The sequence below is a fragment of the Burkholderia crassaminum genome, from assembly GCF_964265005.1.
Classification (GTDB): Bacteria; Pseudomonadota; Gammaproteobacteria; order Burkholderiales; family Burkholderiaceae; genus Burkholderia.
In genome coordinates this window covers 2,131,890-2,156,983 of record NZ_OZ183800.1, presented here as the reverse complement: position 1 = coordinate 2,156,983, position 25,094 = coordinate 2,131,890, and the positions used below count along the sequence as shown (strand labels likewise).

The following is a 25,094-nucleotide window of genomic DNA, read 5'->3' as shown; positions in this document are numbered from 1 at the left end:
GCAAGGCAAGTATAGCCTGTAACGTTACGCGTTACAGGCGTTGTGAATGCGATCAACCTCGACGGATTTGCTCCCCATCAATCCGCCGAGTTTTGCGGGGCGGCGCCCGCGCATCCGTTCATCCATTACCGTCGTACAACGCCTCTAGGGCGGCCCTGCCGCTGGAGCCCGAACACGGCCCCGCCTCATTCCCGCGCCCGATCGTGCGCTGTTGGCAACTCTGAGGGGTGGGCTTCGGAAAGCCCAAGGGGGCTGCTGCCCTAGGGGAACTGCGCGGCACGCCCCGGCCCGTGCATTTCGCCCGCCATCCGCCGCTTTCCTCCGATCTATCCGCGCCGCGCGGCCCGGGTTTGTCTCGATGCATTTACCCGTTGCGCACTTTTTTGTTGTCGTAGTATCGCCGTTGACAACACTTGTTGCACTAATGTTTAATTCGACATCGCATGTTGCGGTGCGGCTTGATGTCGTCGTTACCGCCGGCCGGCTGGCCGGTCACATCGCTCAATCATGCGGAGAGAAACCATGAGTCGCCGTTCCTTCCTGAAAGCCGTCGCGGTCGTTGCCGCGCTCGGCGCAAGCTTCGCGCACGCGGATACCAAGACGCTCGTCGTCGGGACCGATACGTCGTTCATGCCGTTCGAGTTCAAGCAGGGCGACAAGTACGTCGGCTTCGATCTCGACCTGTGGGCCGAGATCGCGAAGGACCAGGGCTGGAAATACACGATCCAGCCGATGGATTTCGCGGGCCTGATCCCGGCGCTGCAGACGCAGAACATCGACGTCGCGCTGTCGGGCATGACGATCAAGGAAGAGCGCAAGAAGGCGATCGACTTCTCCGCGCCGTACTACGACAGCGGCCTGGCGGCGATGGTGCAGACCGGCAACACGACGATCAAGTCGATCGACGACCTGAACGGCAAGGTGATCGCCGCGAAGACGGGCACCGCGACGATCGACTGGATCAAGGCGCACCTGAAGCCGAAGGAGATCCGACAGTTCCCGAACATCGACCAGGCCTACCTCGCGCTCGAAGCCGGCCGGGTCGACGCGGCGATGCACGACACGCCGAACGTGCTGTTCTTCGTGAACAACGAAGGCAAGGGCAAGGTGAAGGTCGCGGGCCAGCCGGTCAGCGGCGACAAGTACGGGATGGGTTTCCCGAAGGGCAGCCCGCTCGTGCCGAAGGTCAACGCGTCGCTCGTGAAGATCAGGGCCGACGGCCGCTACGCGCAGATCTACAAGAAGTGGTTCGGCGCCGAGCCGCCGAAGATGTGAGCGTGACGCCGCAACAGCGCGCGGCCATGCGGCCGCGCCGGTCTTGAATCGAACGGGGAGCAACAAGTGAATTTCGATTGGTCGGCGATCTGGGCGGCGTTGCCGGACCTGATGGACGGGGTCCGGTTGACGGTGTTCATCGCATTTTTCGGGCTGGTGGGCGGGTTCATCGTCGGGATGGTCGCGGGGATGTTTCGCGCATACGGGCCGAAGGCGATGAACGTGCTTGTCCAGGTCTACATTGAATTGATTCGCGGCACGCCGATCGTCGTGCAGGTGATGTTCCTGTACTTCGCGCTGCCGCTGCTCGCGCACATCCGCATCGACGGCCTGACGGCCGCGATCATCGCGATCACGGTGAATTCCGGCGCGTATCTCGCGGAAGTCGTGCGCGGTGCGCTGCTGTCGATCCCGAAGGGGTTGACGGAAGCGGGGCTCGCGATGGGGTTGTCGATGCCGCGCGTGCTGCTGAAGGTGGTCGGGCCGCTGGCGTTCCGGCGGTTGATTCCGCCGCTCGGCAACCAGTGCATCGTGAGCCTGAAGGACACGTCGCTGTTCATCGTGATCGGCGTCGGCGAACTGACGCGCAAGGGGCAGGAAATCATCGCGGGCAATTTCCAGGCGGTCGAGATCTGGAGCGCGGTGGCTGTGATCTACTTGATTCTTACCGGCGCCATGACGTTGACGCTGCGGCTCGTCGAAAAGAGGATGCGGATCCTTTGACGTCCTTGCCTCTCTGAATGGAGAGGGGCAATTCCCACAACTGGCGATGCACGTCCGCATCGGAGAATGTTCAACGCAGCGTTGATATCGCGATCATGCACGACACCACAGCCACTGCAGGCCCACTCTCTTATTCGCAGCCCCGCGATGCCTTTCGGTCGCGTCGTGCTGTCTTTCGACCCGCACGCCGAACAGGACTGGGTAGAACCGCTTTCGTCGACTTCCTCGAACGTGGCTCCGTGCGCTATCGCCTTGTAACGGAGCTTGTTTCGGAAGGACGACCAGGATGCGTCGTAGATGCTTTTCGCCATCCTGGTTCTGGCGAGTTTTACGGCCGACACGTTGCCGACCGCGATGTAATCGAAGCGCCGCACCAGATCGAGTGCGAGCTTGTGCTGGAAATCGGCACGGGTATTCGCCACCTTGGCGTGCAGCTTCGCGATATGCCGCTTGTGCTTTCGCGCGCGCTGGGCTTTCGCCAGCTTTTCAGCCGCGCGCTGACCAAACCGGTCGTTGGGCAACTTTTCGCCAGTCGAAAGTGTGGCGAAGTCTTTCAGGCCAAGATCGATGCCGACGCCAGAACGAACCGGGCGAGCCTGAACATCGGGCATTTCGATCACGATGTTCAGGAACCAGTTGCCGCGCGCATCCCGCGCGAAATTGGTTCCGTCCTTGATCTTGCCGTCTGGAAGTGGCCGACTGTTGAACACACGGAACGTGTTGCCGGCGAAACGAAACGCGTCACCTTCGCGCTTCAGGTCGCGGCCTTTCAGCGGCACCCAACCAAGCGATTTCTTGCCGCGATAGCGCAGGTAAGGGCGCCGGTGCTGGCTGCGCGACTTCGCGTATTGCTCGCACGTTGCGTTAACCGTGCCGGAGTGGATGCCAAGTTCCTTGCTGCTGCCAGTGGTAAGCACGTTCAGGTCGAACCCTGTCGGCCACTTCTTGCTCCACTTGAGCGCGTGCTTCTGCGTGTCGTTGCAGAAGTTCCAGACGTAGTTCACCGCACGGCTCTGTTTGTTAAGCAGTCCGTTGAGCGACTTCACGCGGTAGCGGTAGACGAGGATCATGCTCGTCACTCTAAAGCTGGAGCGCTGTCTGTCAACAACGATTCATTCCGCCCTGTCAGAAATTGCAACGTTTCCTGGAGCATCCTATGAGCATGATCGAATTCCAGAACGTGTCGAAGAGCTTCGGCCACGTGCCGGTGCTGAAGCACATCGACCTGAAGATCGACGCGGGCGAGGTGGTCGTCGTGATCGGCCCGTCGGGCTCGGGCAAGTCGACGATGCTGCGCTGTATCAACGCGCTCGAGAAAATCACCGGCGGCGAGCTGCTCGTTGACGGCCAGAGCGTGCGCGGCAACGCGACGACGATCCGCAACATCCGGCTCGAAGCCGGCATGGTGTTCCAGCAGTTCAACCTGTTCCCGCAAATGACCGCGCTCGAGAACGTGATGTTCGGGCCGACCCAGGTGCGCGGAGCATCGCGCGCCGAAGCACGCGACCAGGCGATGGCGCTGCTCGACAAGGTCGGCCTCGAATCGCGCGCGAATCATTACCCGTCCGAGCTGTCGGGTGGCCAGCAGCAGCGCGTCGCGATCGCGCGGGCGCTTGCGATCCGGCCGCGGCTGATGCTGTTCGACGAGCCCACCTCGGCGCTCGATCCGGAATTGCGCCACGAAGTGCTGAAAGTGATGCAGGATCTTGCTACCGAAGGGATGACGATGATCGTCGTCACGCACGAGATCGGCTTTGCGAAACGGGTCGGCACGCGGCTTCTGTTCATGGATCAGGGCGGAATTGCCGAGGACGGCCATCCGGTCGACCTGATCGACCGGCCGCCGACCCCGCGCCTGAAGGAATTCCTGAAACACGTGTCCTGAACGAAACCGAACCATCCGACATGCCGCTTTCCCTTTCCCCCGTCATCGCCGGCGCGCCGTTCGACATCGGCGTGCGCCTCGGCGAGCTCGCCCGTCCCGTGTTCGATGCGTACATGCAGCAGAGCAGCGCGTGGCAGGCCGTGCGCCGCTGGCGCGGCCATCCGTTCGTCGCCGAGCTGCGGCAGGCCGCGCTGGCCGCGTACCCCGATCTCGTCGCGGAACTGGACGGGATCGCGGCGGGCGTCGGCTGGCCGGCGGAGGACATCTTCCTGTGGAACTGCCGCGGCGAGCTGATCCACAACGCGCCGGACGGCTGCACGACGCTTGCCGCGCGCGACGCGGCCGGCACGCGCTGGATCGCGCACAACGAGGACGGCGATCCGTTCCTGCGCGAACGCTGCCTGCTCGTCGACGTGCAGCCCGAGGGCAAGCCGGGCTTCATCAGTTTCTACTACCCGGGCTCGCTGCCGGGCCACACCTTTGCCGCGAACCGGGCCGGCATCGTGCAGGCGATCAACAACCTGCGGATCAGGACGCCCGCGCCGGGCGTGCCGCGCATGATCCTCGCGCGCGCCGTGCTCGATGCGGCGTCGCTCGACGCGGCGTCCGACGTGCTGCGCGTGAATGCGCGCGCGAGCGGCTTTCACCATACGCTCGGCGCGACCGGCGATACGCGGCTGCTGAGCATCGAGGCGAGTGCCGCGCGTTGCTCGGTGGTCGACGTGGCGAGGCTTGCCGGGCACGCGAATCATCTCGTGCATCCGGGCTGTGAAGCAGAGGCGCAGATCGTCACGCAATCGTCCGCCGACCGCCAGCGCCGCGTCGACGCGTTGACGCCCGCCATCGACGCGATCGACGAAGCCGCGCTGCTGCGCGTGCTCGGCGATCGCGCGCCGGAAGGGCTGCCGATCTACCGCGACGATCCGGCCGATCCCGATGACGAGAACACGCTGGCCACGGCCGTGTTCGCGATCGGCGCGGCATCGATCGATCTCACCATTCACCAACAAGGCACGCAGCGCTTCGCGACGCGCATCGTGCCGTCCGGACGCGCGCACGACGCGTCCTGATCCATGAGGCAACGCATGACGACCGTTTTCCATCGCGCTCCGCGCGCCACCTTGCCCGTCGCCGTCGCAGGCGACGGCATCGAGATCATCGACTCGACCGGCAAACGCTACATCGACGCGTGCGGCGGCGCGGCCGTTTCGTGTCTCGGCCACAGCAACCAGCGCGTGATCGACGCGATCAAGCGGCAGGCGCAGCAACTGGCCTACGCGCATACGTCGTTCTTCACGACCGACGTGGCCGAGGAGCTGGCCGACCGGCTCGTCGAAGCCGCGCCGGCCGGCCTCGAGCACGTGTATTTCGTGTCGGGCGGCTCCGAGGCGGTCGAGGCCGCGCTGAAGCTCGCGCGCCAGTATTTCGTCGAGAAGGGCGAGCCGCAGCGCCGCCATTTCATCGCGCGACGCCAGAGCTATCACGGCAACACGCTCGGCGCGCTCGCGATCGGCGGGAATGCGTGGCGGCGCGAGCCGTTCCTGCCGCTGCTGATCGAGGCGCACCACGTGAGCCCGTGCTTCGCCTACCGCGACCAGCAGGCCGGCGAAACCGACGAAGCGTATGCGCAGCGCCTCGCGGACGAGCTCGAGCAGAAGATCGTCGCGCTCGGCGCGGACAACGTCGCGGCGTTCGTCGCGGAAACGGTGGTGGGCGCAACGGCCGGTGCGGTGCCGCCGGTGCGCACGTACCTGAAGAAGATTCGCGCGGTGTGCGACAAGTATGGTGTGCTGATGATCCTCGACGAGATCATGTCGGGGATGGGCCGCACGGGCTACCTGTACGCGTGCGATGAAGACGGCGTCGCGCCCGACCTGCTGACGATCGCGAAAGGGCTCGGCGCGGGCTACCAGCCGATCGGCGCGACGCTGGTGAGCGACCGCATCTACCGGACGATCGTCGACGGCTCGGGTTTCTTCCAGCACGGCCACACGTACCTCGGCCATGCGACCGCATGCGCGGCCGCGCTCGAAGTGCAGCGCGTGATCGCCGAAGAGAAGCTGCTCGACAACGTGAAGGCGCGCGGCGAGCAACTGCGCGCGTCGTTGCGCAAGCATTACGGCGCGCATCCGCATATCGGCGACGTGCGCGGCCGCGGGCTGTTCGTCGGCGTCGAACTCGTGCGCGATCGTGACAGCAAGGCGACGTTCGATCCCGCGCTGAAGCTGCATGCGGCGGTCAAGCGCGAAGCGATGCAGCGCGGGTTGATGGTGTATCCGATGGGCGGGACGATCGACGGCGTTCACGGCGATCACATCCTCGTCGCGCCGCCTTTCATTTGCACCGCGCAGCAGATCGACACGATCGTCGAGCGGCTGTCGGGTGCGATCGGTGCGGCGCTCGCGTCGGCCGGCGCGTGACGGCATCGATGCACTGAACTTCACCGGATCATCACCATGACAGACAGATTGCCTCCGTTCGATCCCGCATCGGCCACCGATGAGCAGAAGGCCGTGCTGGCCGACATCCTCAGCGGCCCGCGCGGCAACCTGAACGGGCCGTTTCTCGGCTGGATCGCGAGCCCCGAGCTGGCCCAGCACGCGCAGAAGCTCGGTGCGTTCTGCCGCTATCGCACGGGCCTGCCGCTGCGACTGTCGGAACTTGCGATTCTCGTGACGGCTGCGCGCTGGCGCTCGCAGGCCGAGTGGCACATCCACCATCCGATCGCGCTCGATGCGGGCGTACCGGCCGCGACGGCCGATGCGATCCGGCGCGGCGTCGCGCCCGCATTCGAATCGGACGACGATGCGCTTATCCATGCGTTCGCGAGCGAGCTGTACGACACGCGGCGCGTGAGCGACGCGACGTTCGCACGGGCGCAAGCGCGTTTCGGCCACGAAACCGTCGTGAATCTCGTTGCATTGCTCGGTTACTACGCGCTCGTCGCGATGACGCTGAACACGTTCGGCATGCGTGCGGACGGGCAGACGGAATTGCCGTTTCCGGAGTAACCGCCGGGCACTGATCGTGCCGGAACGGCGGACGCGATACGTCTGACGATCGCGCCGCCGGCACAATGCAACCAAATGTATTCATGCGGGATCGATGGCCGATGGCCGCGTATGATGGCTTGTTCACGTCGACATGATCGGTGAACAAGCATGACGAGTACCCGCAAGACCTTGATGATCGCCGGTGGGCTCCTGGTAGCCGCGGCCGGCACTGCCTACGTGATGCTCCTGCGCGCGGACCACCGTGCGATCGAAGACTCGGGCATCGGCGATTCGGCCGCCCCGGCGGCCGTGGCACCCGCGAACAACGATCACGCGGTGCAGGGCGCCATCGCGCCGCCGGCCCCGGCAGCCCAGGCCGGTATGGCATCGAAGCAGGCAGCCGTTTCGCCGCCTCCACCCGCCCCGGCGGTACCCACACCCGTTCCCGCACCCGCGCGCGTCAGCGCCGCACCCGCATCCGTCCCCGCCGTTCCGGTCGTCAGCGAGAAAGCACAGCCGAGCGCACCGCCGCCGAAGGTCACCGTCGTGACCGTCGATGCGCAGGATTCGACCCCACCGGCCGCCGCGCCGGCTGCGAAACCTGCCCAGCCGGCCGAATCCGCGCAGGTCACGCAACGCGCGCCGCGCAAGCGCGATGGCCTCGAACGCCACGCGGCCGCGGCGCCTGCGGCAACGAAATCCGAAACGCCGGAAACGGCCGCGCTCGTCAGGGAATCGGCGAAGCTCGATCCGTCGTTACCGCCGCCGCCGATGTCGTCGAACACCGGTTCGACTCGGCAGGGCAGTTCGTCGTCGGGCGCGAACCCGGTTGCCGCTGCGATGACCGAGCAACTGGTCAGGCAGTCGAGCAACGTCAGGACGACGAACGACAGCCCGTCTGCGACGCCGAAGTAACGTCGGCGGCGGGCGTCCGTCGCATGACGGACGCGCGTCGCGCTTGTGTCATCGAAGGTGGGCCGGGCGTGCGACTAGCCGTTCGCGAAACGCGTCGGCGCATGCGCTTCAATACCTGTTCAAGGTTTCGACGGCAGCGACGCGCAATTGCCCTCTAGCCGTTCGCCCGCAAACGCTCGCGCGACGAATCGAGTGGAATCGGGAAGCGAGCCGTTGACGGTTCCGGAGTGGTCGAGTGCCGGATAAAAATGCCACTCGATCCGGTCGCCGGCCCGGCAGGCGTCGGTGGCGAGTGCGATCTGGTCCGGCACGAACACGTCGCGATCCTTGCCGCCCGTACCGATGAAGATCGGAATGTCCGACGTCAGCGCCGGATAGGCGGCTTCACGCTGGATCGCCTCGAATGCCGGTTTCGGCGAGCGCTTGAAGCTGCTGTCGTACGTGAGCCTGTCCGAGACGATCCTGTGTTCGAGTGCATGCAGGCATGCGCGCCGGCTCAGTTCGAACGCCGGCATCGCATTGTCGTGCAGGTAATCGGCGGGAACGAACGCGGGATCGAGCAGCGCCGCGGTACTGATGCGCAGCATGTCGTACGCGAAGGTCGGGACGACCGACTGGTGTGCGCGTGCCCGCTCGGCATCGGCCGCGTGGTTGTGAACGGCCGCATAGGGTGTGCCGGTTGCCACCACGCCGGCGATCGCCAGTTCGGGCGCATACGACTTCGCATAGACGGCCGTTGCAAACGCGGCGCGTGCGCCTTGCGATTGCCCGAACACGACGGCGTGGGACGTCAGGTCGAACTCGCCGTGCTGCACCGCGCGGATGCTGTCGAGAACGCTGTACGCGAGCGGGCGTGTCAGTCCGTACGGATGCACGCCGGGCGCACCGAGGCCCTGATAGTCGGTTGCGACGATCGCGTAGCCGCGGGCGAGCCAGTCGTTCAGGTAGCGCGTGTCGCGTTCGCTGCGGCGCGCCAGTGACGGCGCACACACGCTGGCGCTGCCGACGGTGCCGTGTGCCCACGCCATCATCGGCCAGCCGCCTCGCGGCGGCGTTCCTTTCGGCAGAAACAGCGCGCCGGACACGACGATCGGCGTACGGCCGTCGACGCCGTCGGTCGACGTATAGAGAATCCGGATGTTCTTGCCGGCTTCGTCGAGGCTCTGCTCAGGCGTCAGCGGCTCGGTGCGCAGCAATTGTCCGGGCGTTGCAGGAACGGCGTCGGTCCACGCATAGAAGGCCGGAACGCCTGCGTCCCGCCCGACAGGGAGCGGTTCGTCGGCAAGTGCCCACGTGCCGACGGCGGCGCAGAAGGCCAGCATGACGAACGACTTGATTGGCGTGCCGGGCATGATCGGTGTTCCGTGGTTTCCGGGCAGATTCGACGAAGCCTACGCCCGATCGGGTTGGCCGTGCAAACGGCGCTGTGACGAAGGGCCGCCGCGCGGGCGATGCAGCACGGCAGCCATCGATCGCTCACGCGACGGGCAGGTAACGTTCCACCAGCCTGGCCCAGAACGCGGAACCGACGACCAGGTTCTCGTCATTGAAGTCGTAGGTCGCGCTATGCAGCGTGTTCCCGCCGTCGGTCGGGCCGTTGCCGATCCGCAGGAATGCGCCGGGGCAGGCCTGCAGCATGTAGGCAAAGTCCTCGCTGCCCATCAACGGCGCCATCTGTTCCGTCACGCGTGCGTCGCCGACCAGCTCCTTCGCGACTTCGATCGCGAGCGCGGTTTCGGCGTCGGTGTTTGTCACCACCGGATAGCCTTCCACATAATCGACGACGGCGCGCAGGCCGTAGCTTTCGGCCTGCGCGTGCACGAGCGCGGTGATTCGTTCCTTCAGCATCCGGCGGACGTCCATGTCGAACGAGCGGACGCTGAGGCTCAATTCGACTTCGCCGGGGATCACATTCGGGGCCGATCCGCCGGCGATCTTGCCGATCGTCACGACGGCCGACTGCGTCGGATCGACGTTGCGCGACACGATGGTCTGCAGCGCCATCACGATGCTGCCTGCCGCGACGATCGGGTCGTTGGCCAGGTGCGGGCGCGCGGCATGCCCGCCCTTGCCGACGATCTTCACGAACACGCGGTCGCCCGCCGCCATGAAATGTCCCTTGCGGAACATGAACGTGCCGGCCGGCGCACCCGGATGGTTGTGCATCGCGAACACCGCGTCGCACGGAAAGCGCGTGAACAGCCCTTGCTCGACCATGCGCTTGGCGCCGCTGTCGAAGCCGCGTTCCTCGGCGGGCTGGAAGATCAGATGCACGGTGCCGTCGAATCGCCCGCGTTGCGCGAGGTGCCGGGCGGCGCCGAGCAGCATCGCGGTATGGCCGTCATGGCCGCACGCATGCATGCGGCCCGGGTGGACGCTCTTGTGGCCGAAGGTATTGCGTTCGTCGATCGGCAGTGCGTCCATGTCGGCGCGAATCCCGATGCGGCGTTCGCCTGAACCGCGTCGCAGCGTGCCGACCACGCCGGTGCCGGCGATGCCCGTCGCGACCGTGTAGCCATATTCCTTCAGGCGCGTGGCGACGATCTCGGCGGTCTGCACTTCCTCGAACGCCAGTTCGGGGCAGCAATGCAGCGTGTAGCGGAGCTTGCGCATGTCGTCGGCAAGCGGCTGCAGGTCGGAGACGGAACTCAGGTCGGGTAAGAGCATGGACGATCCAGGAAGAAGCGGCGGACTAGAAGGGGCCCCAGTGCATGGCGACGCCTGTCGCAATCGCGACGACGCAGATGACGAACCACGCAAGCAGCAGCGGCATGACGAAACGGACCCACTTGAAATAGGGGATGCCCGACGTTGCGAGGACAGCCATCAGGACACCGGAAGTCGGGTTGAAGCAGTTGATGAAGCCTTCGCCGAGCAGCACGGCCTGCACCGTGACCTGCCGGGTCAGGTGCAGCGTGTCGCCAAGCGGCGCGAAGATCGGCACGAGGACCGCGGATTCGCCGGACCCGGACGAGATGCCGACATGGATCAGCGCGGCGCTCACGAACATGCAGATCGCCGCCATCGTGGAATCGAGCGGTGCGAGCATGCCGGCGAGCGTGTTGACGATCGGGTCCATGATCCTGCCGTCAGCGAGCACGATCGAGATGGCCCGTGCCATGCCCACCACGAGCGCGCCCTTGACGAGGCCGCCGCAGCCGTGGAGGAAGGTGTCCGCGATCGCGCCCGCGCGCATGCCGCTCACGATCCCGGCGGCGATCGCCATGACGAGGAACATCGCGATCATCTCGGTCTCGGCCCAGTTGCGCGTCGACGAACCGTAGACGAAGACCGCCAGGCAGGCGAGCACGATGCCGACGACCGCCAGTTGCCGCGTGTCGAGCCGTCGCGCGGACGACGGCGCCGGCGGGCGGGACGCCGAGGGCATCGGGCCGGAAACCGCGGCGTCGGTCGTTCGGCAGGTGCGGATTCGCCAGACGAGAAAGGTGATGGTGGCGATGACGAACGCGGCATAGATGCACACGCGGAACGTCATGCCGGAAAACATCGGCAGGCCGGCCAGGCGCTGCGACAGTCCGGTCGTCACCGGATTGAGGATGCCCGTGTTGAAGCCGGCATACGTGCCCAGATACACCACGCCGGCGCCGATTTCCTTCGGCAGCCGCATCGATTCCGCGAGCAGCAACCCGAGCGGGACGAACGCCACGACCGAATTCGTCACGATGCCCAGTGTGCCGAGCAGCGAGAAGGTGATGCAAATGACGACGACGGTGATGTGCGCGCGTGCGCGATCTCCCCGTTCGACTCGCGCGAGCGCGCTGCGCACCGCGCCCGTCGCTTCGAGCACGGCCAGTGCGCCGCCGGTGAACAGGATCAGGAAGATGATCGGAGCGGACGTGGTCATCCCGTTGGCCAGCGCGACGAACATCGCGCCCGGCGTCACGCCGTGCTGCGCAACCGGCTTCAGGCTGCCCGGCACGACAAAGCGGATGCCGTTGCTGAGCGTTCGCGAAAACTCGCCGGACGGCACGAGCCAGGTCGCGAGGGCGGCCGCCATCAACATGACGAACAGCAGCACATAGGGGTTGACCGGCTCCTTGCCGCCGCGTGCTCGGGCGGGCTGGCGCGGGTGTTCCGCGCGGTCGATCGGCCGGCTGACGTCGTTCATGTTGCTCCTCCGTGGATGTCCTCGAGTGGTAAGCCACCCTGTATTCGGTCCGGCGCGGACAGGGTGCATGCGCTGTCCGGCTCCGGGGCGGAGTATCGGTGAAAACCGGCCTGGAAAGTTGCGTCGGACACTGCGAAAATGTTGCATTGAATGCAACACGGGAGTCCACCTTGGATAGGGACGAACGGAGTCTTTCTGATCGCACGCTGCAGTACCTGGTCGCGATCGCGACGTACGGCGGGATGCGCCAGGCGGCGCTTGGCCTGGATGTGAACGTGTCGACGATCAGCCGGCAAGTGGCCATCGCGGAGCGGGAGCTACGGCTGTCGCTCGTGACGCGCCGCGGCCGGAAAATGGAACTGACGGAAGCGGGGCAGATGGCGGTCGATTACTTTCGCGACTGCGAACGCAACGCCCGCCGGTTTCGCGCGCAGCTCGACGAGTATCGCGGTCTCAAGCGCGGGCAGGTGACGATCGCGGCGGGCGAAGGGGCGGTCGCGAGCCTGGTCGCGATGGTCCTGAAGCCTTTCCTGGACAAGTATCCGGGCATCACCGTGGAATTGCGCACCGGCTCGCTGCCGCAACTTCTCGCGATGACTCGCGAGGATCAGGTCGATATCTGTGTATCGATCGGCGCGACGACGGATCCGACATTGAACGCGCGGCTGTTCCAGAGCGAGCCCATCTGCGCGATCTTTTCGGTCGACCACCCGATGGCGTCGCGCAAATCGGTGAAGATGGAAGCGCTCGCCGACGAGCGTCTGGTCTTCATGCCCGCCGAGTTCGGGCTGCAGGCCCATGTCGATGCGATCCTTGCCGATATCGGGCGCACGTATGTGCCCGCGTTCCGCTGCGACCGGTTTTCGACGGCAGTGGCGATCGCGGCGCAGAATCTCGCCGTCGCGTTCATGACGCGCGGAGCGGCGCAGGGGAGGATTGCCGCAGGGCAGGTCGTCGCGGTGCCGATCGATCATCCGATCGCGCGGTCGTTCGATCGCTATGTGGTCACGCGGGCGGGGCGGCGGCTCGGGCCGGCCGCGAACTATCTGCGGCGGGAAATCGTCAGGTTGATGTCGACCGTGTAGCGGCGAAGGCGGCTTTGACCCGCGTTCCACCACCACGCGGCGAAGCGGCAAAAAAAGGACCCCGCACGCCGACCAAAGCGTGCGGGGCCAAGAGAGACAATCCGTTGTGCTGCGTGTGCTGCGTGTGCTGCGTGTGCTGCCGGTGCGTTACGCGGCGACTGCTTCCTCGGCCTGCGGCTGCGCGGCGGCAACCGGTGCAACGTCCTGCCGGATCAGGTGGTCGAACGCGCCGAGCGATGCCTTCGCGCCTTCACCCACTGCGATCACGATCTGCTTGAACGGCACCGTCGTCACGTCGCCGGCCGCGAACACGCCCGGCACCGACGTCGCGCCGCGCGCATCGACGACGATCTCGCCGTGCTTCGACAGTTCGACCGTGCCTTTCAGCCATTCGGTGTTCGGCACGAGGCCGATCTGAACGAACACGCCTTCCAGATCGATGCGCTGCGTGTCGCCCGAGCGCAGATCCTTGTAGACGAGCCCGTTCAGCTTGCTGCCGTCGCCGGTCAGCTCGGTCGTTTGCGCCTGCGTGACGATCGTCACGTTCGGCAGGCTGCGCAGCTTGCGCTGCAGCACTTCGTCCGCGCGCAGTTGCGCACCGTACTCGATCAGCGTGACGGCCTTCACGATGCCGGCGAGGTCGATTGCGGCCTCGACGCCCGAGTTGCCGCCGCCGACCACCGCGACGCGCTTGCCCTTGAACAGCGGGCCGTCGCAGTGCGGGCAGTACGCGACACCGCGGTTGCGGTATTCGCGCTCGCCCGGCACGTTGATTTCGCGCCAGCGCGCGCCGGTCGCGAGGACGATCGTCTTCGCCTTCAGCACCGCGCCGTTCGCGAGGCGGATCTGGTGCACGTCGCCCGGGATCAGCGCGTCGGCGCGCTGCACGTCCATGATGTCGACGTCGTACTGCTTCACGTGCTGTTCGAGCGCGGTCGCGAACTTCGGCCCTTCGGTTTCCTGCACCGACACGAAATTCTCGATCGCCATCGTGTCGAGCACCTGGCCGCCGAAACGCTCGGCGACGACGCCCGTCGCGATGCCCTTGCGCGCCGAGTAGATGGCGGCAGCCGCGCCTGCCGGGCCGCCGCCGACGATCAGCGTATCGAACACCGGTTTGTTCTCGAGCGACTTCGCGGCACGGGCGCTGGCGCCCGTATCGAGCTTCGCGAGGATTTCCTTTACGCTGCTGCGGCCCTGGCCGAACGAGGCGCCGTTGAGGAACATCGTCGGCACGGCCATGATCTGGCGCGACTCGACTTCATCCTGGAACAGCGCGCCGTCGATCGCGACGTGGCGGATGCGCGGGTTGACCAGCGACATCACGTTCAGCGCCTGCACGACTTCCGGGCAGTTCTGGCACGACAGCGAGAAATACGTCTCGAACGCGTAGTCGCCGTCGAGCGCGCGGATCTGTTCGACCACGTCGTCGTCGAGCTTGATCGGGTGGCCGCCCGTCTGCAGCAGCGCGAGCACGAGCGACGTGAATTCGTGGCCCATCGGGATGCCGGCGAAGCGGATGCCGGCCGGCTTGCCGGGCTCGCCGATCGAGAACGACGGCTTGCGCTCGGCGTCGTCGCGGCGTTCGGTCACGGTCACGCGATCCGTCAGCGACGCAATCTCGTTCAGCAGCGCCAGCAGTTCCTGCGATTTCGCGCTGTCGTCGAGCGAGGCGACGAGTTCGATCGGGCGCGTGATCTTTTCGAGGTACGCTTTCAGTTGGTTCTTGAGATTGGCGTCGAGCATGGCGTTTCGGATTCCGTATTAATGATTCTGGTCGGGCACGTCGTGCCGGAGGAGGGCGCGGGCCGCGCGCAGCGGCGGCCCGCCATCGCGCGCCTCGTGCGAGGCGCGCGGCGCGATCGTCAGATCTTGCCGATCAGGTCGAGCGACGGGGTCAGCGTTTCCGCACCCGGCGTCCACTTGGCCGGGCACACTTCACCCGGGTGCGCCGCGATGTATTGCGCAGCCTGCACCTTGCGCAGCAGTTCGCCTGCGTCGCGGCCGATGCCGTTGTCGTGGATTTCGCACAGCTTGATCTCGCCTTCCGGGTTGATCACGAACGTGCCGCGCAGGGCCATCCCTTCTTCCTCGATCAGCACGTCGAAGTTGCGCGACAGCGTGAGCGTCGGGTCGCCGATCATCGGGTACTTGATCTTGCCGATCGTGTCCGACGTGTCGTGCCATGCCTTGTGCGTGAAGTGCGTGTCGGTCGACACGCCGTAGATTTCGACACCCAGCTTCTGGAATTCCGCGTAACGGTCGGCGAGGTCGCCCAGCTCGGTCGGGCAGACGAACGTGAAGTCGGCCGGGTAGAACACGACGACGGACCACTTGCCCTTGAGGTTCTCTTCCGAGACGGGCACGAAATCGCCGTTGTGGTAAGCGGTTGCCTTGAACGGCTTGATTTGGGTGTTGATGATCGGCATCTGGAGAATTCCTTGTCTTCAGTGGTGAGTGGAGTGTTGCCAGTATCCGGGTTCACCCTGAGTTTGTGAAATTGCTTGTTTCAATCCGGGGCATCGGGATTTTCTATCTGCTTCCGGCCCTTGTTTGATCGGGGTGGCCGGACGGAGCTTTTGACACGCCGGGCGGGGGAGCGGGCGGGTCAGGCACGCGTGTGCGTCGACGCAGATCGTCGACAGGCATGCCGGCACCCCGCAGTGCCATGCGGATCGGGGTGAGCCTGCGGCGCGGCATTGCGGAAGGATTTTCCGGAAACAAGCGAATCGTTCGTGATTTTTCGGCGGGCTCGAAACTTGTACGCTGCGTGTCGTCGGTCGACGCGATGCAGCGGCCAACGCACATCACGACGCAGGTCTGGCGATGTGCGAGCCATGGCTCCTCAGCGTTGAAACCGCGCAGCGGCACGACGAGCACAACCCGGACGCACCGGCGTCGCGGGTGCGCCGTGCAGACCCCATGCCAACGAACGGAGGGCACTTGCCTTGGCGATTTCAACCCGGATCAACGAAGAACGAACCGACACAGGCCGTCTCGCGCTGGCCGCCATGGCGATGACGTCGTTCGGCGTCGGCACGACCGAAACCATCGTGACGGGCCTGCTGCCGGGCATCGCCGACAGTCTGTCGGTCCCGCTGTCGAGTGCGGGGTTGCTGGTCAGCGCCTACGCGTGGGTGGTGGCGCTCGCCGCGCCGACGCTCACGGCGCTGACGCTGCGTTTCCCGAAGAAGAACCTGCTGCTGATCCTGTTGGCGATCTTCGTGCTGGCGCATGTCGTCTCTGCACTGTCCGGCAGCTATCAGGTGCTGCTGATTTCGCGCTGCGTCGCGGCGGCGGTTCACGGCGTATCGATGGGGATCGGCGTGGTGGTGGCGGCGCATCTGGTCGATGCGCGCCGACGCGCGCAAGCCGTCGGCGTGATGCTGTCCGGTATCACGCTCGCCAACGTGGTGGGCGTGCCGCTGGGTCTCTTCCTCGGGAACGTCTTTTCCGACTGGCATGCGCCGTTCTGGGCGATCGCGGGCTGGGGCGGCCTCTCGTTGCTGGCGCTCTGGAAGACGTTGCCGAACGACGTGAATCTGCACGTGACGTCGGTCGCAACGGAATTGGCCGTCTTCAGGGACGGCAAGATGCTCCTCTCCTATGCGGCGATGATCGTGGGCTTCGGCAGCACGTTCGTGGGGTTCACATATATCGCGCCGATCCTGGAGGATGTTTCGGCATTCTCGCCGTCCAGCGTCACGTGGATCCTGCTGGTCTTCGGCGCGGGCCTGAGCGCGGGGAATGCCGTCGGCGCCCGGTATGCGGACAGGTGGCCGCTGCGCACGGCCTTCGTCAGCCTGGCGTGCCTTGCGTTCTTCATGGGGTCGCTGAATCAGGTCTATGCGACGAAGTGGGCGGTGATCGCGTACGTCTTCCTGTGGGGCGCGGCGTCGTATGCGTTCGTGCCGGCGCTGATCATGCGGATCCTGACCCGGGCGGGGGAAGCGCGGCATCTGGCGTCGGCCATGAACGTCAGTGCGTTCAATGCCGGGATCGGCGGCGGAGCGTTGATCGGCAGCCTGGTCGTCAAGGGTCATTCGTCCGGCGTGGCCTTGACGCCTTCGATCGGTGCCGTCGGCGCCGTGATCGCCATCGTCCTGCTGCATCTGTCGGTCAAGGCCGGGGCGGATTGAGCGGCAGACGGGCTCGCGGCGCTTGCGTGGGCGGGCATGCGCGCCGGCGTCCGGCCGGCCGGTTTCAGGCGAGCGGCGTGGCCTGTTCGGATTCGACGGCGGCGCGGCCCGTATGTGTGCGCGCTTGCGCGTGCATCGTGAACAGGTTCTCGTGCAGGAACTCGACGAATGCGCGCAGCTTCGGCGACGGATGCTTGCTGGACGGCCACAGCACGCGGAACGCGCCGGAATTCTGCGTGTACGCGTCGAGCACGCTCTGCAATTCGTGTGCGGCGATGGCGTCGCGGACCGCGAAATCCGGCAGGCAGGCAATGCCGTGGCCGGCTTTCGCGACATGCATCAGCGTCTCGACGTTGTTGCAGATCATCCGTGCCGGCAGTTGCAGGCTTTCGTCGAGCGAGTCGTCGCAGAGGGGCCACTTCTGGATCATGCCGGTGGTCGGGAAGCGGTGCTGGAGGCAGTCGTGTTCGCGCAGGTCAGCGGGCCGCTGCGGCACGCCCTTGCGCGTGAAGTAGCCGGGCGAGCCGACCAGCACCAGGCGGAAGGCGCCCAACTGGCGCGACATCAGCCGCGAGTCGTCGAGCGTACCGGTGCGCACCACCGCGTCGAAGCCTTCGTCGATCAGGTCGACGAGCCGGTCGGAGAAGTGCACGTCGAGTTCGATTTCGGGGTAGCGCTGCATGAACGCGGTGATGGCGGGCACCATCAGCTCGCTCACGAGCGGCAGGCTGATCCGGAATTTGCCGCGCGGCGCGTCGAGCGTATGCAGCAGCTCGGCTTCCGCAGCTGCGGCTTCCGCGAGGATCTGCCGGCAGCGCTTCAGGTAGAGCGCGCCCTCCGCGGTTAGGTTCATGCTGCGGGTGCTGCGATGCAGGAGCTTGACGCCAAGACGCTTCTCCAGCCGCGCGATGCTCTTGCCGACGGCGGACGCGGACAGCCCGAGTTGCTGGCCGGCGCCCACGTAGCTGCGCGTTTCGGCAACCTGGACGAACACCGTGATTCCGTTCAACTGATCCATGGCTGTTCCAATCCGGAATGGATTTCCCGTGACGAAAGGATCATAGGTGATTTTTTCCGCGCGCCGATTCTCGTACGCCGCGAATCGACCGGGCGAATCGGTCGACTGCTGCGCGTTGCATGCGCGCGTTCGCCGCGCGGCGGCAGTCAAGCCCGCTCAAATCCCCGCCATCTTCCTCAACCACGCCGCCAGCCGCCGTGCGCCGTCCGGCATGTCCGCGTCCTCGCGCGTGCACAGGTAGTAATCGCGCCCGTCGTCGAGCACGTGGTCGAACAGCTTCACGAGTTCGCCGTTCGCCAGTTCGCGTTCGACCAGCGGCGCGCGCAGCAATGCCGCGCCGAGATCCGCGCGCGCGGCGCTCAGCGTCAACTGGCCGTCCTCGAACATCGGCCCCACCGCGTGCGACACGTGCCGTACGCCGGCGCCCTGCAGCCAGTTGACCCACGTGCTGCGATCTTCGTCATGCACGAGCGGTGCGCGCGCGAGATCGGCGGGCGTGCGGAACGGCCCGTGGCGCTTCAGGAACGACGGGCTGCACATCGGCACCATCGCGCCCGGCAGCAGGCGCTCGCAGCGGTAGCCGGGCCAGTCGCCGGTACCGAAGCGGATCGACAGGTCCGACGCATCGCTCCGGTAATTGCGGTGATGCGCGTACAGCACCGTCACGTCGACGTCCGTGTTGTCGGCCAGGAACGCGTGCAGCCGCGGAATGAACCAGCCGATGCCGAGCAGCGGAATCAGGCTGACGGTGATCTGCCGCAGCGACGAGCGGTCGCGCACGAAGCGCGTCGCGCTACGCAGCACCGAGAATGCGGCGCTGATCGAACGGTAGTAGTCGCGGCCTTCGTCGGTGAGTGCGAGCAGCCGGCCCTCGCGCACCGTCAGCGGCGTCTGGATGAACGCTTCGAGCAGCTGCAGCTGATGGCTGACCGCCGACGGCGTGATGTCGAGTTCGCCCGCCGCCGCGGTGACCGACCCGAGACGCGCGAAGGCTTCGAACGCACGCACCGCGCGCAGCGGCGGATCGTGCGGCAATTGTTCGATATTTTTCATGTGTCAAATTTTATCGAAAAGTCGGGATGAGCGACAACATGAAAATATCCTTTGTTTACGGGGTAATACGTTGATGTGTCGAGAACGGCATAAGCATCCAACAATTGGGTATTTGGGGTTTGGGTGCTGAATATTTAATATTTTTCATGTTTTGATCCGATTCAAAGATCCCCGCACATGAAAATCGCTTTCGTTCCCGCCAGCCTCGCATTCTCGGCGGCCGCCCTGGTCGCTTCCGTTCCCGCATTCGCGCAATCCGCGCCGCAGACGGTCCTGATCGGTCTCGCCGCGCCGCTCACCGGCCCGTCCGCGCGGATCGGCAAGGACCTGCAGAACGGTGCGCAACTCGCGATCGACGATGCGAACGCGAAGCATCCGACCATCGGCGGCAAGCCGGTCGTCTACAAGCTCGTCGCGGCCGACGACCAGTCCGATCCGCGCACGGCCGTCGCGGTTGCGCAGCAGCTCGTCGACCAGCACGTGATCGGCGTCGTCGGTCACTGGAATACGGGCTGCAGCGTGCCGGCGTCGCGCGTCTACCGCGATGCGGGCATCCCGCAGATCGCGCCGGCATCTACCGGCCATCAATACACGCAGCAGGGCTATGCAACGGCCTTCCGCATCATGGGTCACGACGACGCGGGCGGCAATTTCACCGGCGCGTATGCGGTGAAGACGCTGAAGGCGAAGCGTATCGCGGTGATCGACGATCGCACGTCGTTCGGCGCGGGGCTCGCCGACCAGTTCATCAAGGGCGTGCAGGCGAACGGCGGCGCGATCGTCGATCGCCAGTACGTGAACGACAAGACGACCGATTTCAGCGGCGTGCTGACCGCGATCAAGGGCAAGCGCGCGGATCTCGTGTTCTTCGGCGGCCTCGATGCGCAGGCCGCGCCGATCTCCCGCCGGATGCGTCAGCTCGGCGTGAACGCGCCGCTGCTCGGCGCGGGCGGCTTCGTGAGCCAGACCTTCCTGTCGCTCGCTGGCAAGGACGGCGACGGCGTGACGGCGCTCGAACCGGGCCTGCCGCTCGACCGGATGCCGGGCGGCAAGGCGTTCGACACGCAATACCAGGCACGCTTCCGTGCGCCGATCGAACTGCATGCGCCGTTCGCCTACGACGCGGCTGCCACGCTGATCGCGGCCGCGCAGAAGGCCGGCACGACGCAGCCGGCGAAGCTGGTCGCGGCGGTTCGTGCGATCGACCGGCCCGGCGTGACGGGGCGGATCGCGTTCGACGGCGAAGGCAACCTGAAAGACCCGGCCTTCACGATCTACCAGGTGCGCGGCGGCAAGTGGACCGTCGTCGACGTGCTCGGCGGCTCGCGCACCGCGACCAAGTAAACGACACAGCGCCATACAGAGCAATACAGCGATAAAACGATAAAACGATAAAACGATAAAACGACCCGGACGATCCCCATGACCGAAGTGACCCAGACATCCGCCGCCGCACCCGAGGACACGCGCCTCGGGATCCTCGCGCGGCGCCGCATCGAAGCGGAAATCATCAAGCCGATCTACGAGATCATGAAGCGCGAGTTCGGCGCCGAGCGCGCGCAGGCCGTGATCGCGGAAGCCGTGCGCGGCGCGGCCGTCGATGCCGGCCGCACGTTCGCCGCGCAGGAGCCGGGCGGCACGAGCGTGAAGTCGTTCATCGCGCTGCAGGTGCTGTGGGAGAAGGACGATGCGCTCGACGTCGAGGTGCGGCGCGCGGACGACGCGCACTACGACTACGACGTGCATCGCTGCAGCTACGCGGAGATGTATCACGCGATGGGGCTCGGCGAGATCGGGCACCTGCTGAGCTGCGCGCGCGACAGCTACTTCATCCAGGGCTATGCGCCGGACATCGCGCTCACGCGCACGAGCACGATCATGCAGGGCGGCAAGCGCTGCGATTTCCGCTACGCGCTGCAATCCGCGCCGGAGAACGGCGATGCTTGACGGCAACGGCAACGGCAACGGCAACGGCAACGGCAACGGCAACGGCAACGGCAACGGCAACGGCAACGGCAACGGCAACGGCAACGGCAACGGCAACGGCAACGGCAATGTGGACAACGTGAGCGCGCCGCGCGTCGATGGCGACCGCCTGTGGGCGTCGCTTGACCGGATGGCGCAAATCGGTGCGACGCCGAAGGGCGGCGTCTGCCGTCTGGCGCTGACCGATCTCGATCGCGAGTCGCGCGACCTGTTCGTGCAATGGGCGCAGGACGCCGGCTGCACGGTGCGTGTGGACCGGATGGGCAACGTGTTCGCGCGCCGCGCGGGGCGCAATCCCGATGCCGCGCCGGTCATGACGGGCTCGCACGCCGATTCGCAGCCGACGGGCGGCCGCTACGACGGCATCTACGGCGTGCTCGGCGGGCTCGAGGTCGTGCGCGCGCTGAACGACGCGGGCATCGAGACCGAACGCCCGATCGACGTCGTGATCTGGACCAACGAGGAAGGCTCGCGCTTCGCGCCGGCGATGGTGTCTGCCGGCGTGTTCTCGGGTGTCTATACGCTCGAATACGGGCTGTCGCGCACCGACGGCGCGGGCAGGACGATCGGCGAGGAACTGGCGCGGATCGGCTACGCGGGCGCGGAGCCCGTCGGCGGCTATCCGGTGCATGCGGCGTACGAGCTGCATATCGAGCAGGGCCCGATTCTCGAACGAGCCGGCAAGACGATCGGCGTCGTGACGGGCGGGCAGGGGCAGCGCTGGTATGAGGTGACGCTCACCGGTGTCGACGCGCACGCGGGCACGACGCCGATGGAGGTCCGCCGCGATGCGCTGGTCGGCGCCGCACGGATGATCTCGTTCATCGAAGTGCTCGGCCGTCGTTATGCGCCGTACGCGCGCGCGACGGTCGGGATGATCGAGGCGCGGCCGAACTCGCGCAACACGGTGCCGGGCGGCTGCTTCTTCACGGTCGAGTTTCGGCATCCGGACGATGCGGTTCTCGACGAGCTGGACGCGGCGCTGCGTGCGGAACTTGCACGTGTGGCCGACGAAACGGGCCTCGGTGCGCGGATCGAGCAGATCTTCACGTATGCGCCGATCCCGTTCGCGTCGCGCTGCATCGACGCGGTGCGTGACGCGGCACAGGCGCTCGGGCTGTCGCACATGGATATCGTGTCCGGCGCGGGTCATGACGCGTGCTATGTCGCGCGCGTCGCGCCGACCGGGATGATCTTCGTGCCGTGCGTCGACGGGCTGAGTCACAACGAAGCTGAAGCGATCACGCCCGAGTGGGCGACGGCGGGGGCGGATGTGTTGTTGCGTGCGGTGTTGCAGAGCGCGCAGGAGGCTTGAGGGTGACGGGGGCGATGCGGCAGGATGATGTTCGCCGGGCCGCGCCGGTTTCCGGCTGACGGTATCGGTGCACCGGTTACGTCAGGCTTGCGGCGAATGCCGATCGAGGTACCGCCGCATCACGTAGAACGCCGTATCGGTGCGCCCCGGCATCGTCACCATCGCACCATCGGCCGCAAACCCGAGCTTTTCATAGAACCGGTACGCCGCTTCGCGTGCGGTACACCATACGAACGCGGCCCCATGCGTTTCCGCATGCCGCACACAAACCTGCACCAGCACGCGCCCGAAACCCAAGCCGCGCTCGGCAGGGTGGACGGCCATCCCGCGAAGCCGCCATGCGGGCCGTGCCGGATCGTCGTCGCGCGGCTCCTCGCAGAGCGAGGCGACTGCCACGATGTTCGACCGGTCGTCGCGCACGCCGACGTGCAGCGTCGTCGGCGCATGGTCGCCGGCCAGTTCACACGCGTTCAGATCGCCGTTCAGCAGGATCGCTGCCCGGAGCGGGTGCGTCTGCGCGGCGTCGATCGATGCGATGGTGAACAGCGTGTCGCCTGACTTCATTGACGTTCCTTGTGTGGTCCAGCCGCGCGTTACTGCGCTGCCTTCCGCTTCGCCATATACGCAAGATACGCAACGATCTGCTCAAGTTCCCGGTCACTCAGCTGATCGGGCGGAAACGCCGGCATGCTGCGGCCCGGCCAGTCGCGCACCGATGCCGGATTACGGATATAGCGGCGCAGCGCGGCCGGCTGGAAGTAGTCGACCGGATTCATCGGCGTGTTCAGGTCGGGGCCGGCATGGCTGCTGCCCGCGCCGTCGAGCCGGTGGCATGCGAGGCATTGCGTGACGAACAAATGCTGGCCCGCGCGGGCCGGATCGTCGGCAGGCAACGCGCCATCGACAGCAAGCGACGGCCAACGCGAGACGGGCGACGATTCGATCGTGACACGCACGACCTGATACGGCCACTGCTCGCCGCGAACCGATGCGGCGTCCGGCCCGAGCCAAACCAGATAGAACGGCCCCGCGCTGACCTGCTTGCCCGGCAGCTTCGGCCACGGATGCGCCGGATCCTCGATCGCGAGCCACGGAACGGCGCGGACCGGCGCACGCCGGCGCACGAGATCCAGCGGCAGTTGCGCGGCGAAACCGTCGGCCGCACGCGTTTCGAGCACGCCGTCGGCCGGCAGCGGCGTGTCGCCGAGCAGCGCGGCGAACGGCACGGCGCGGAACGTCATCGGCCGGCCGTACGCGATGTCGCGCGGCACGCGGATGTCCGTCGCATCGGGGCGCGCGAGCAGCGTCTGCCGGGTGAGGGCGCGGGCCGTGCCGTCAGTCTCGAGTTCGAGCGTGGACTGGGCCGACGCGCGTTGTCCGAGCAGGCAAACCGTCAGCAGCACGAGCGAAAACCACTGGCGCTTCAGCATTCGTTCTCCGGGAAGGGGCGTTCCGGCGGCGGCAGGAGGCGGGACGCCGCGGCCGATGGAAGGAATCGGGCGACAGTCTATCCGGTACGCGCGTCGCTGGCGACTGCGGCGCGGGTCGGGTGACCGGGCACGCGCGACGGTGTATCGTGCTTCGTCACGCACCGGGAGCGGCCAGCCGCATCCGATGCCGGGCCGCGGGCACGACGATACCGTCGGTACCACTAGGCCCGGCGGCATTCAACGGGACCGGACAACACGCATGGACTCCCCGGCAGACCGGGCACTCGCCCATATCCGACAATCGTGGCCGCCGGCGCGGCAAGGCCCGGCATTTCCCGTCACGCTCAACTTTCATCCGGACATGCCGTCCGACGGCGTCGGCACGCTCGAGCGGATCGTCCGCGACGGCATCTACCGGTCCCAGTTCGAGACGGCGACGAGCAACGGCGGCCTCACGGCGTATCCCGGCGGCGATCGCTGGCTGTGGGAAAGCCGGATGTTCGGGCAGGCGTACGACGCCGCCGACCCCGCGCTGCGGCCGAAGTACGGCGCGCTGAACCATCTGCTCGATCCTGTCGGCGGGTCGCGCCGCTTCGGATCCTGCCATTTGCGCCTGCGCAGCGACGCGCATCGGCGCACGACCTTCTGCTACCCCGACAGCCATTACCGGCCCGAGCATTTCGCGATTCACGACTGCACGGCGCTGATCGCGCTCGCGGCCGAAAACCGTGACAGCCTCGATCCGCTGCTCGACAACTACATCGAGGCGCAGGTGCATGGCGTAGTCAAGCTGGACGACGACGTCGACGCGATCGTGCTCGATCCGAGCTATCGCGATACGTCGGTCGAGGCAGCGGCGGCGCGCTCGGGCTGCCGGATCGAATGGCATGACGGCTTCCGGCTGTCGATGGATCGGCTCGCCGAGTGCGCGCAATTCCGGGGGCAGGCGGCTGCCGACGCGATCGCACGCATCGCCGTCGGCCGCATCGTGACGCCGGCCGTGCTCGGCCGCGCGCGCGACGGCATACTCGACTATCAGACGGCCAAATGGGTGTGGCATTGCGTGGCGCGGTTTGGACAGGAGAGTGGGAACGTGGACTGAATGCGCCCATCCGGCACGGGCTGCACGACACCAGCGGGGTGCAGCG

The 25,094-nt window shown here is 66.4% G+C and carries 22 protein-coding genes and 1 pseudogene; 13 read left to right on the top strand and 10 right to left on the bottom strand.

Annotated features, from left to right (window positions below):
- The first annotated feature begins 522 nt into the window (after nt 1–522).
- Nucleotides 523–1,275: a glutamine ABC transporter substrate-binding protein GlnH gene (gene glnH / locus ACPTTF_RS26650; RefSeq protein WP_166953323.1), complete on the top strand. Its 753-nt coding sequence runs from the start codon at nt 523–525 to the stop codon at nt 1,273–1,275.
- 66 nt (nt 1,276–1,341) lie between these two features.
- Nucleotides 1,342–1,998, top strand: coding sequence for a glutamine ABC transporter permease GlnP (glnP, locus tag ACPTTF_RS26645; protein WP_166953321.1), 657 nt, complete (start codon nt 1,342–1,344; stop codon nt 1,996–1,998).
- A gap of 20 nt (nt 1,999–2,018) precedes the next feature.
- Here glnP and ACPTTF_RS26640 read toward each other — a convergent pair.
- A pseudogene (locus ACPTTF_RS26640) lies at nt 2,019–3,068 on the bottom strand (RNA-guided endonuclease InsQ/TnpB family protein); the annotation flags it as partial.
- Between the two features lie 86 nt (nt 3,069–3,154).
- Here ACPTTF_RS26640 and glnQ point away from each other — a divergent pair.
- From glnQ to ACPTTF_RS26615, 5 genes are all read left to right on the top strand, one after another.
- The gene (gene glnQ, locus ACPTTF_RS26635) at nt 3,155–3,883 is read left to right on the top strand and encodes a glutamine ABC transporter ATP-binding protein GlnQ (RefSeq protein ID WP_165948018.1); all 729 of its coding nucleotides are present in this window, start codon (nt 3,155–3,157) and stop codon (nt 3,881–3,883) included.
- Nucleotides 3,884–3,903: 20 nt separating this feature from the next.
- Nucleotides 3,904–4,953 (top strand): C45 family autoproteolytic acyltransferase/hydolase, encoded by a 1,050-nt coding sequence (locus tag ACPTTF_RS26630; protein ID WP_423368877.1) that lies wholly within the window; start codon nt 3,904–3,906, stop codon nt 4,951–4,953.
- 15 nt (nt 4,954–4,968) lie between these two features.
- The gene (locus ACPTTF_RS26625; RefSeq protein ID WP_423368876.1) at nt 4,969–6,303 is read left to right on the top strand and encodes an aspartate aminotransferase family protein; all 1,335 of its coding nucleotides are present in this window, start codon (nt 4,969–4,971) and stop codon (nt 6,301–6,303) included.
- Nucleotides 6,304–6,339: 36 nt separating this feature from the next.
- Nucleotides 6,340–6,894, top strand: coding sequence for a carboxymuconolactone decarboxylase family protein (locus ACPTTF_RS26620; RefSeq protein ID WP_423368875.1), 555 nt, complete (start codon nt 6,340–6,342; stop codon nt 6,892–6,894).
- A gap of 150 nt (nt 6,895–7,044) precedes the next feature.
- The gene (locus ACPTTF_RS26615; protein WP_423368874.1) at nt 7,045–7,791 is read left to right on the top strand and encodes an extensin; all 747 of its coding nucleotides are present in this window, start codon (nt 7,045–7,047) and stop codon (nt 7,789–7,791) included.
- A gap of 119 nt (nt 7,792–7,910) precedes the next feature.
- Here the strand turns inward: ACPTTF_RS26615 and ACPTTF_RS26610 are convergent, their stop codons facing one another.
- The 3 genes from ACPTTF_RS26610 to ACPTTF_RS26600 all read right to left on the bottom strand — a co-directional run bounded on the left by ACPTTF_RS26610 (nt 7,911) and on the right by ACPTTF_RS26600 (nt 11,920).
- Nucleotides 7,911–9,143 (bottom strand): lipase family protein, encoded by a 1,233-nt coding sequence (locus tag ACPTTF_RS26610; RefSeq protein ID WP_423368873.1) that lies wholly within the window; start codon nt 9,141–9,143, stop codon nt 7,911–7,913.
- A gap of 124 nt (nt 9,144–9,267) precedes the next feature.
- Nucleotides 9,268–10,458: a M20 aminoacylase family protein gene (locus ACPTTF_RS26605; RefSeq protein WP_423368872.1), complete on the bottom strand. Its 1,191-nt coding sequence runs from the start codon at nt 10,456–10,458 to the stop codon at nt 9,268–9,270.
- A 25-nt stretch (nt 10,459–10,483) separates the two neighbouring features.
- A complete protein-coding gene (locus tag ACPTTF_RS26600; protein ID WP_423368871.1) occupies nt 10,484–11,920 on the bottom strand; it encodes a YfcC family protein in 1,437 nt (478 codons plus the stop codon).
- A gap of 98 nt (nt 11,921–12,018) precedes the next feature.
- Between ACPTTF_RS26600 and ACPTTF_RS26595 the strand changes: the two genes are divergently transcribed.
- Nucleotides 12,019–13,005: a LysR family transcriptional regulator gene (locus tag ACPTTF_RS26595; RefSeq protein WP_423368870.1), complete on the top strand. Its 987-nt coding sequence runs from the start codon at nt 12,019–12,021 to the stop codon at nt 13,003–13,005.
- 147 nt (nt 13,006–13,152) lie between these two features.
- Here the strand turns inward: ACPTTF_RS26595 and ahpF are convergent, their stop codons facing one another.
- Entirely contained in the window at nt 13,153–14,751 is a 1,599-nt protein-coding gene (gene ahpF / locus ACPTTF_RS26590; RefSeq protein ID WP_423368869.1) for an alkyl hydroperoxide reductase subunit F, read from the bottom strand.
- A gap of 119 nt (nt 14,752–14,870) precedes the next feature.
- Complete coding sequence (gene ahpC, locus ACPTTF_RS26585) at nt 14,871–15,434, bottom strand: alkyl hydroperoxide reductase subunit C (RefSeq protein ID WP_237434739.1); 564 nt, start codon at nt 15,432–15,434, stop codon at nt 14,871–14,873.
- Between the two features lie 582 nt (nt 15,435–16,016).
- On the opposite strand from ahpC, the gene ACPTTF_RS26580 reads away from it, so the two are divergent.
- Entirely contained in the window at nt 16,017–17,144 is a 1,128-nt protein-coding gene (locus tag ACPTTF_RS26580; protein WP_423368868.1) for an MFS transporter, read from the top strand.
- Nucleotides 17,145–17,208: 64 nt separating this feature from the next.
- Here ACPTTF_RS26580 and ACPTTF_RS26575 read toward each other — a convergent pair whose 3' ends face one another.
- Together ACPTTF_RS26575 and ACPTTF_RS26570 are read right to left on the bottom strand one after the other, a co-directional pair.
- Complete coding sequence (locus ACPTTF_RS26575; RefSeq protein WP_423368867.1) at nt 17,209–18,162, bottom strand: LysR family transcriptional regulator; 954 nt, start codon at nt 18,160–18,162, stop codon at nt 17,209–17,211.
- 156 nt (nt 18,163–18,318) lie between these two features.
- A complete protein-coding gene (locus ACPTTF_RS26570; protein WP_027782765.1) occupies nt 18,319–19,215 on the bottom strand; it encodes a LysR substrate-binding domain-containing protein in 897 nt (298 codons plus the stop codon).
- Nucleotides 19,216–19,392: 177 nt separating this feature from the next.
- On the opposite strand from ACPTTF_RS26570, the gene ACPTTF_RS26565 reads away from it, so the two are divergent.
- The 3 genes from ACPTTF_RS26565 (at nt 19,393) to ACPTTF_RS26555 (ending at nt 22,516) form a co-directional block, all read left to right on the top strand.
- Nucleotides 19,393–20,559: a branched-chain amino acid ABC transporter substrate-binding protein gene (locus ACPTTF_RS26565; protein WP_423368866.1), complete on the top strand. Its 1,167-nt coding sequence runs from the start codon at nt 19,393–19,395 to the stop codon at nt 20,557–20,559.
- Nucleotides 20,560–20,637: 78 nt separating this feature from the next.
- Nucleotides 20,638–21,162, top strand: coding sequence for an L-2-amino-thiazoline-4-carboxylic acid hydrolase (locus ACPTTF_RS26560; protein WP_423368865.1), 525 nt, complete (start codon nt 20,638–20,640; stop codon nt 21,160–21,162).
- On the top strand, nt 21,155–22,516 hold the full coding sequence (locus ACPTTF_RS26555; RefSeq protein WP_423368864.1) for a Zn-dependent hydrolase: 1,362 nt from the start codon (nt 21,155–21,157) through the stop codon (nt 22,514–22,516). Before ACPTTF_RS26560 ends, ACPTTF_RS26555 begins: the two co-directional genes overlap by 8 nt.
- A gap of 81 nt (nt 22,517–22,597) precedes the next feature.
- Here the strand turns inward: ACPTTF_RS26555 and ACPTTF_RS26550 are convergent, their stop codons facing one another.
- Nucleotides 22,598–23,080: a GNAT family N-acetyltransferase gene (locus tag ACPTTF_RS26550; RefSeq protein ID WP_423368863.1), complete on the bottom strand. Its 483-nt coding sequence runs from the start codon at nt 23,078–23,080 to the stop codon at nt 22,598–22,600.
- A gap of 29 nt (nt 23,081–23,109) precedes the next feature.
- Complete coding sequence (locus ACPTTF_RS26545) at nt 23,110–23,946, bottom strand: c-type cytochrome (RefSeq protein ID WP_423368862.1); 837 nt, start codon at nt 23,944–23,946, stop codon at nt 23,110–23,112.
- Nucleotides 23,947–24,205: 259 nt separating this feature from the next.
- Here ACPTTF_RS26545 and ACPTTF_RS26540 point away from each other — a divergent pair, with 259 nt between their 5' ends.
- On the top strand, nt 24,206–25,048 hold the full coding sequence (locus ACPTTF_RS26540) for a DUF3626 domain-containing protein (RefSeq protein WP_423368861.1): 843 nt from the start codon (nt 24,206–24,208) through the stop codon (nt 25,046–25,048).
- Nucleotides 25,049–25,094 lie beyond the last annotated feature (46 nt).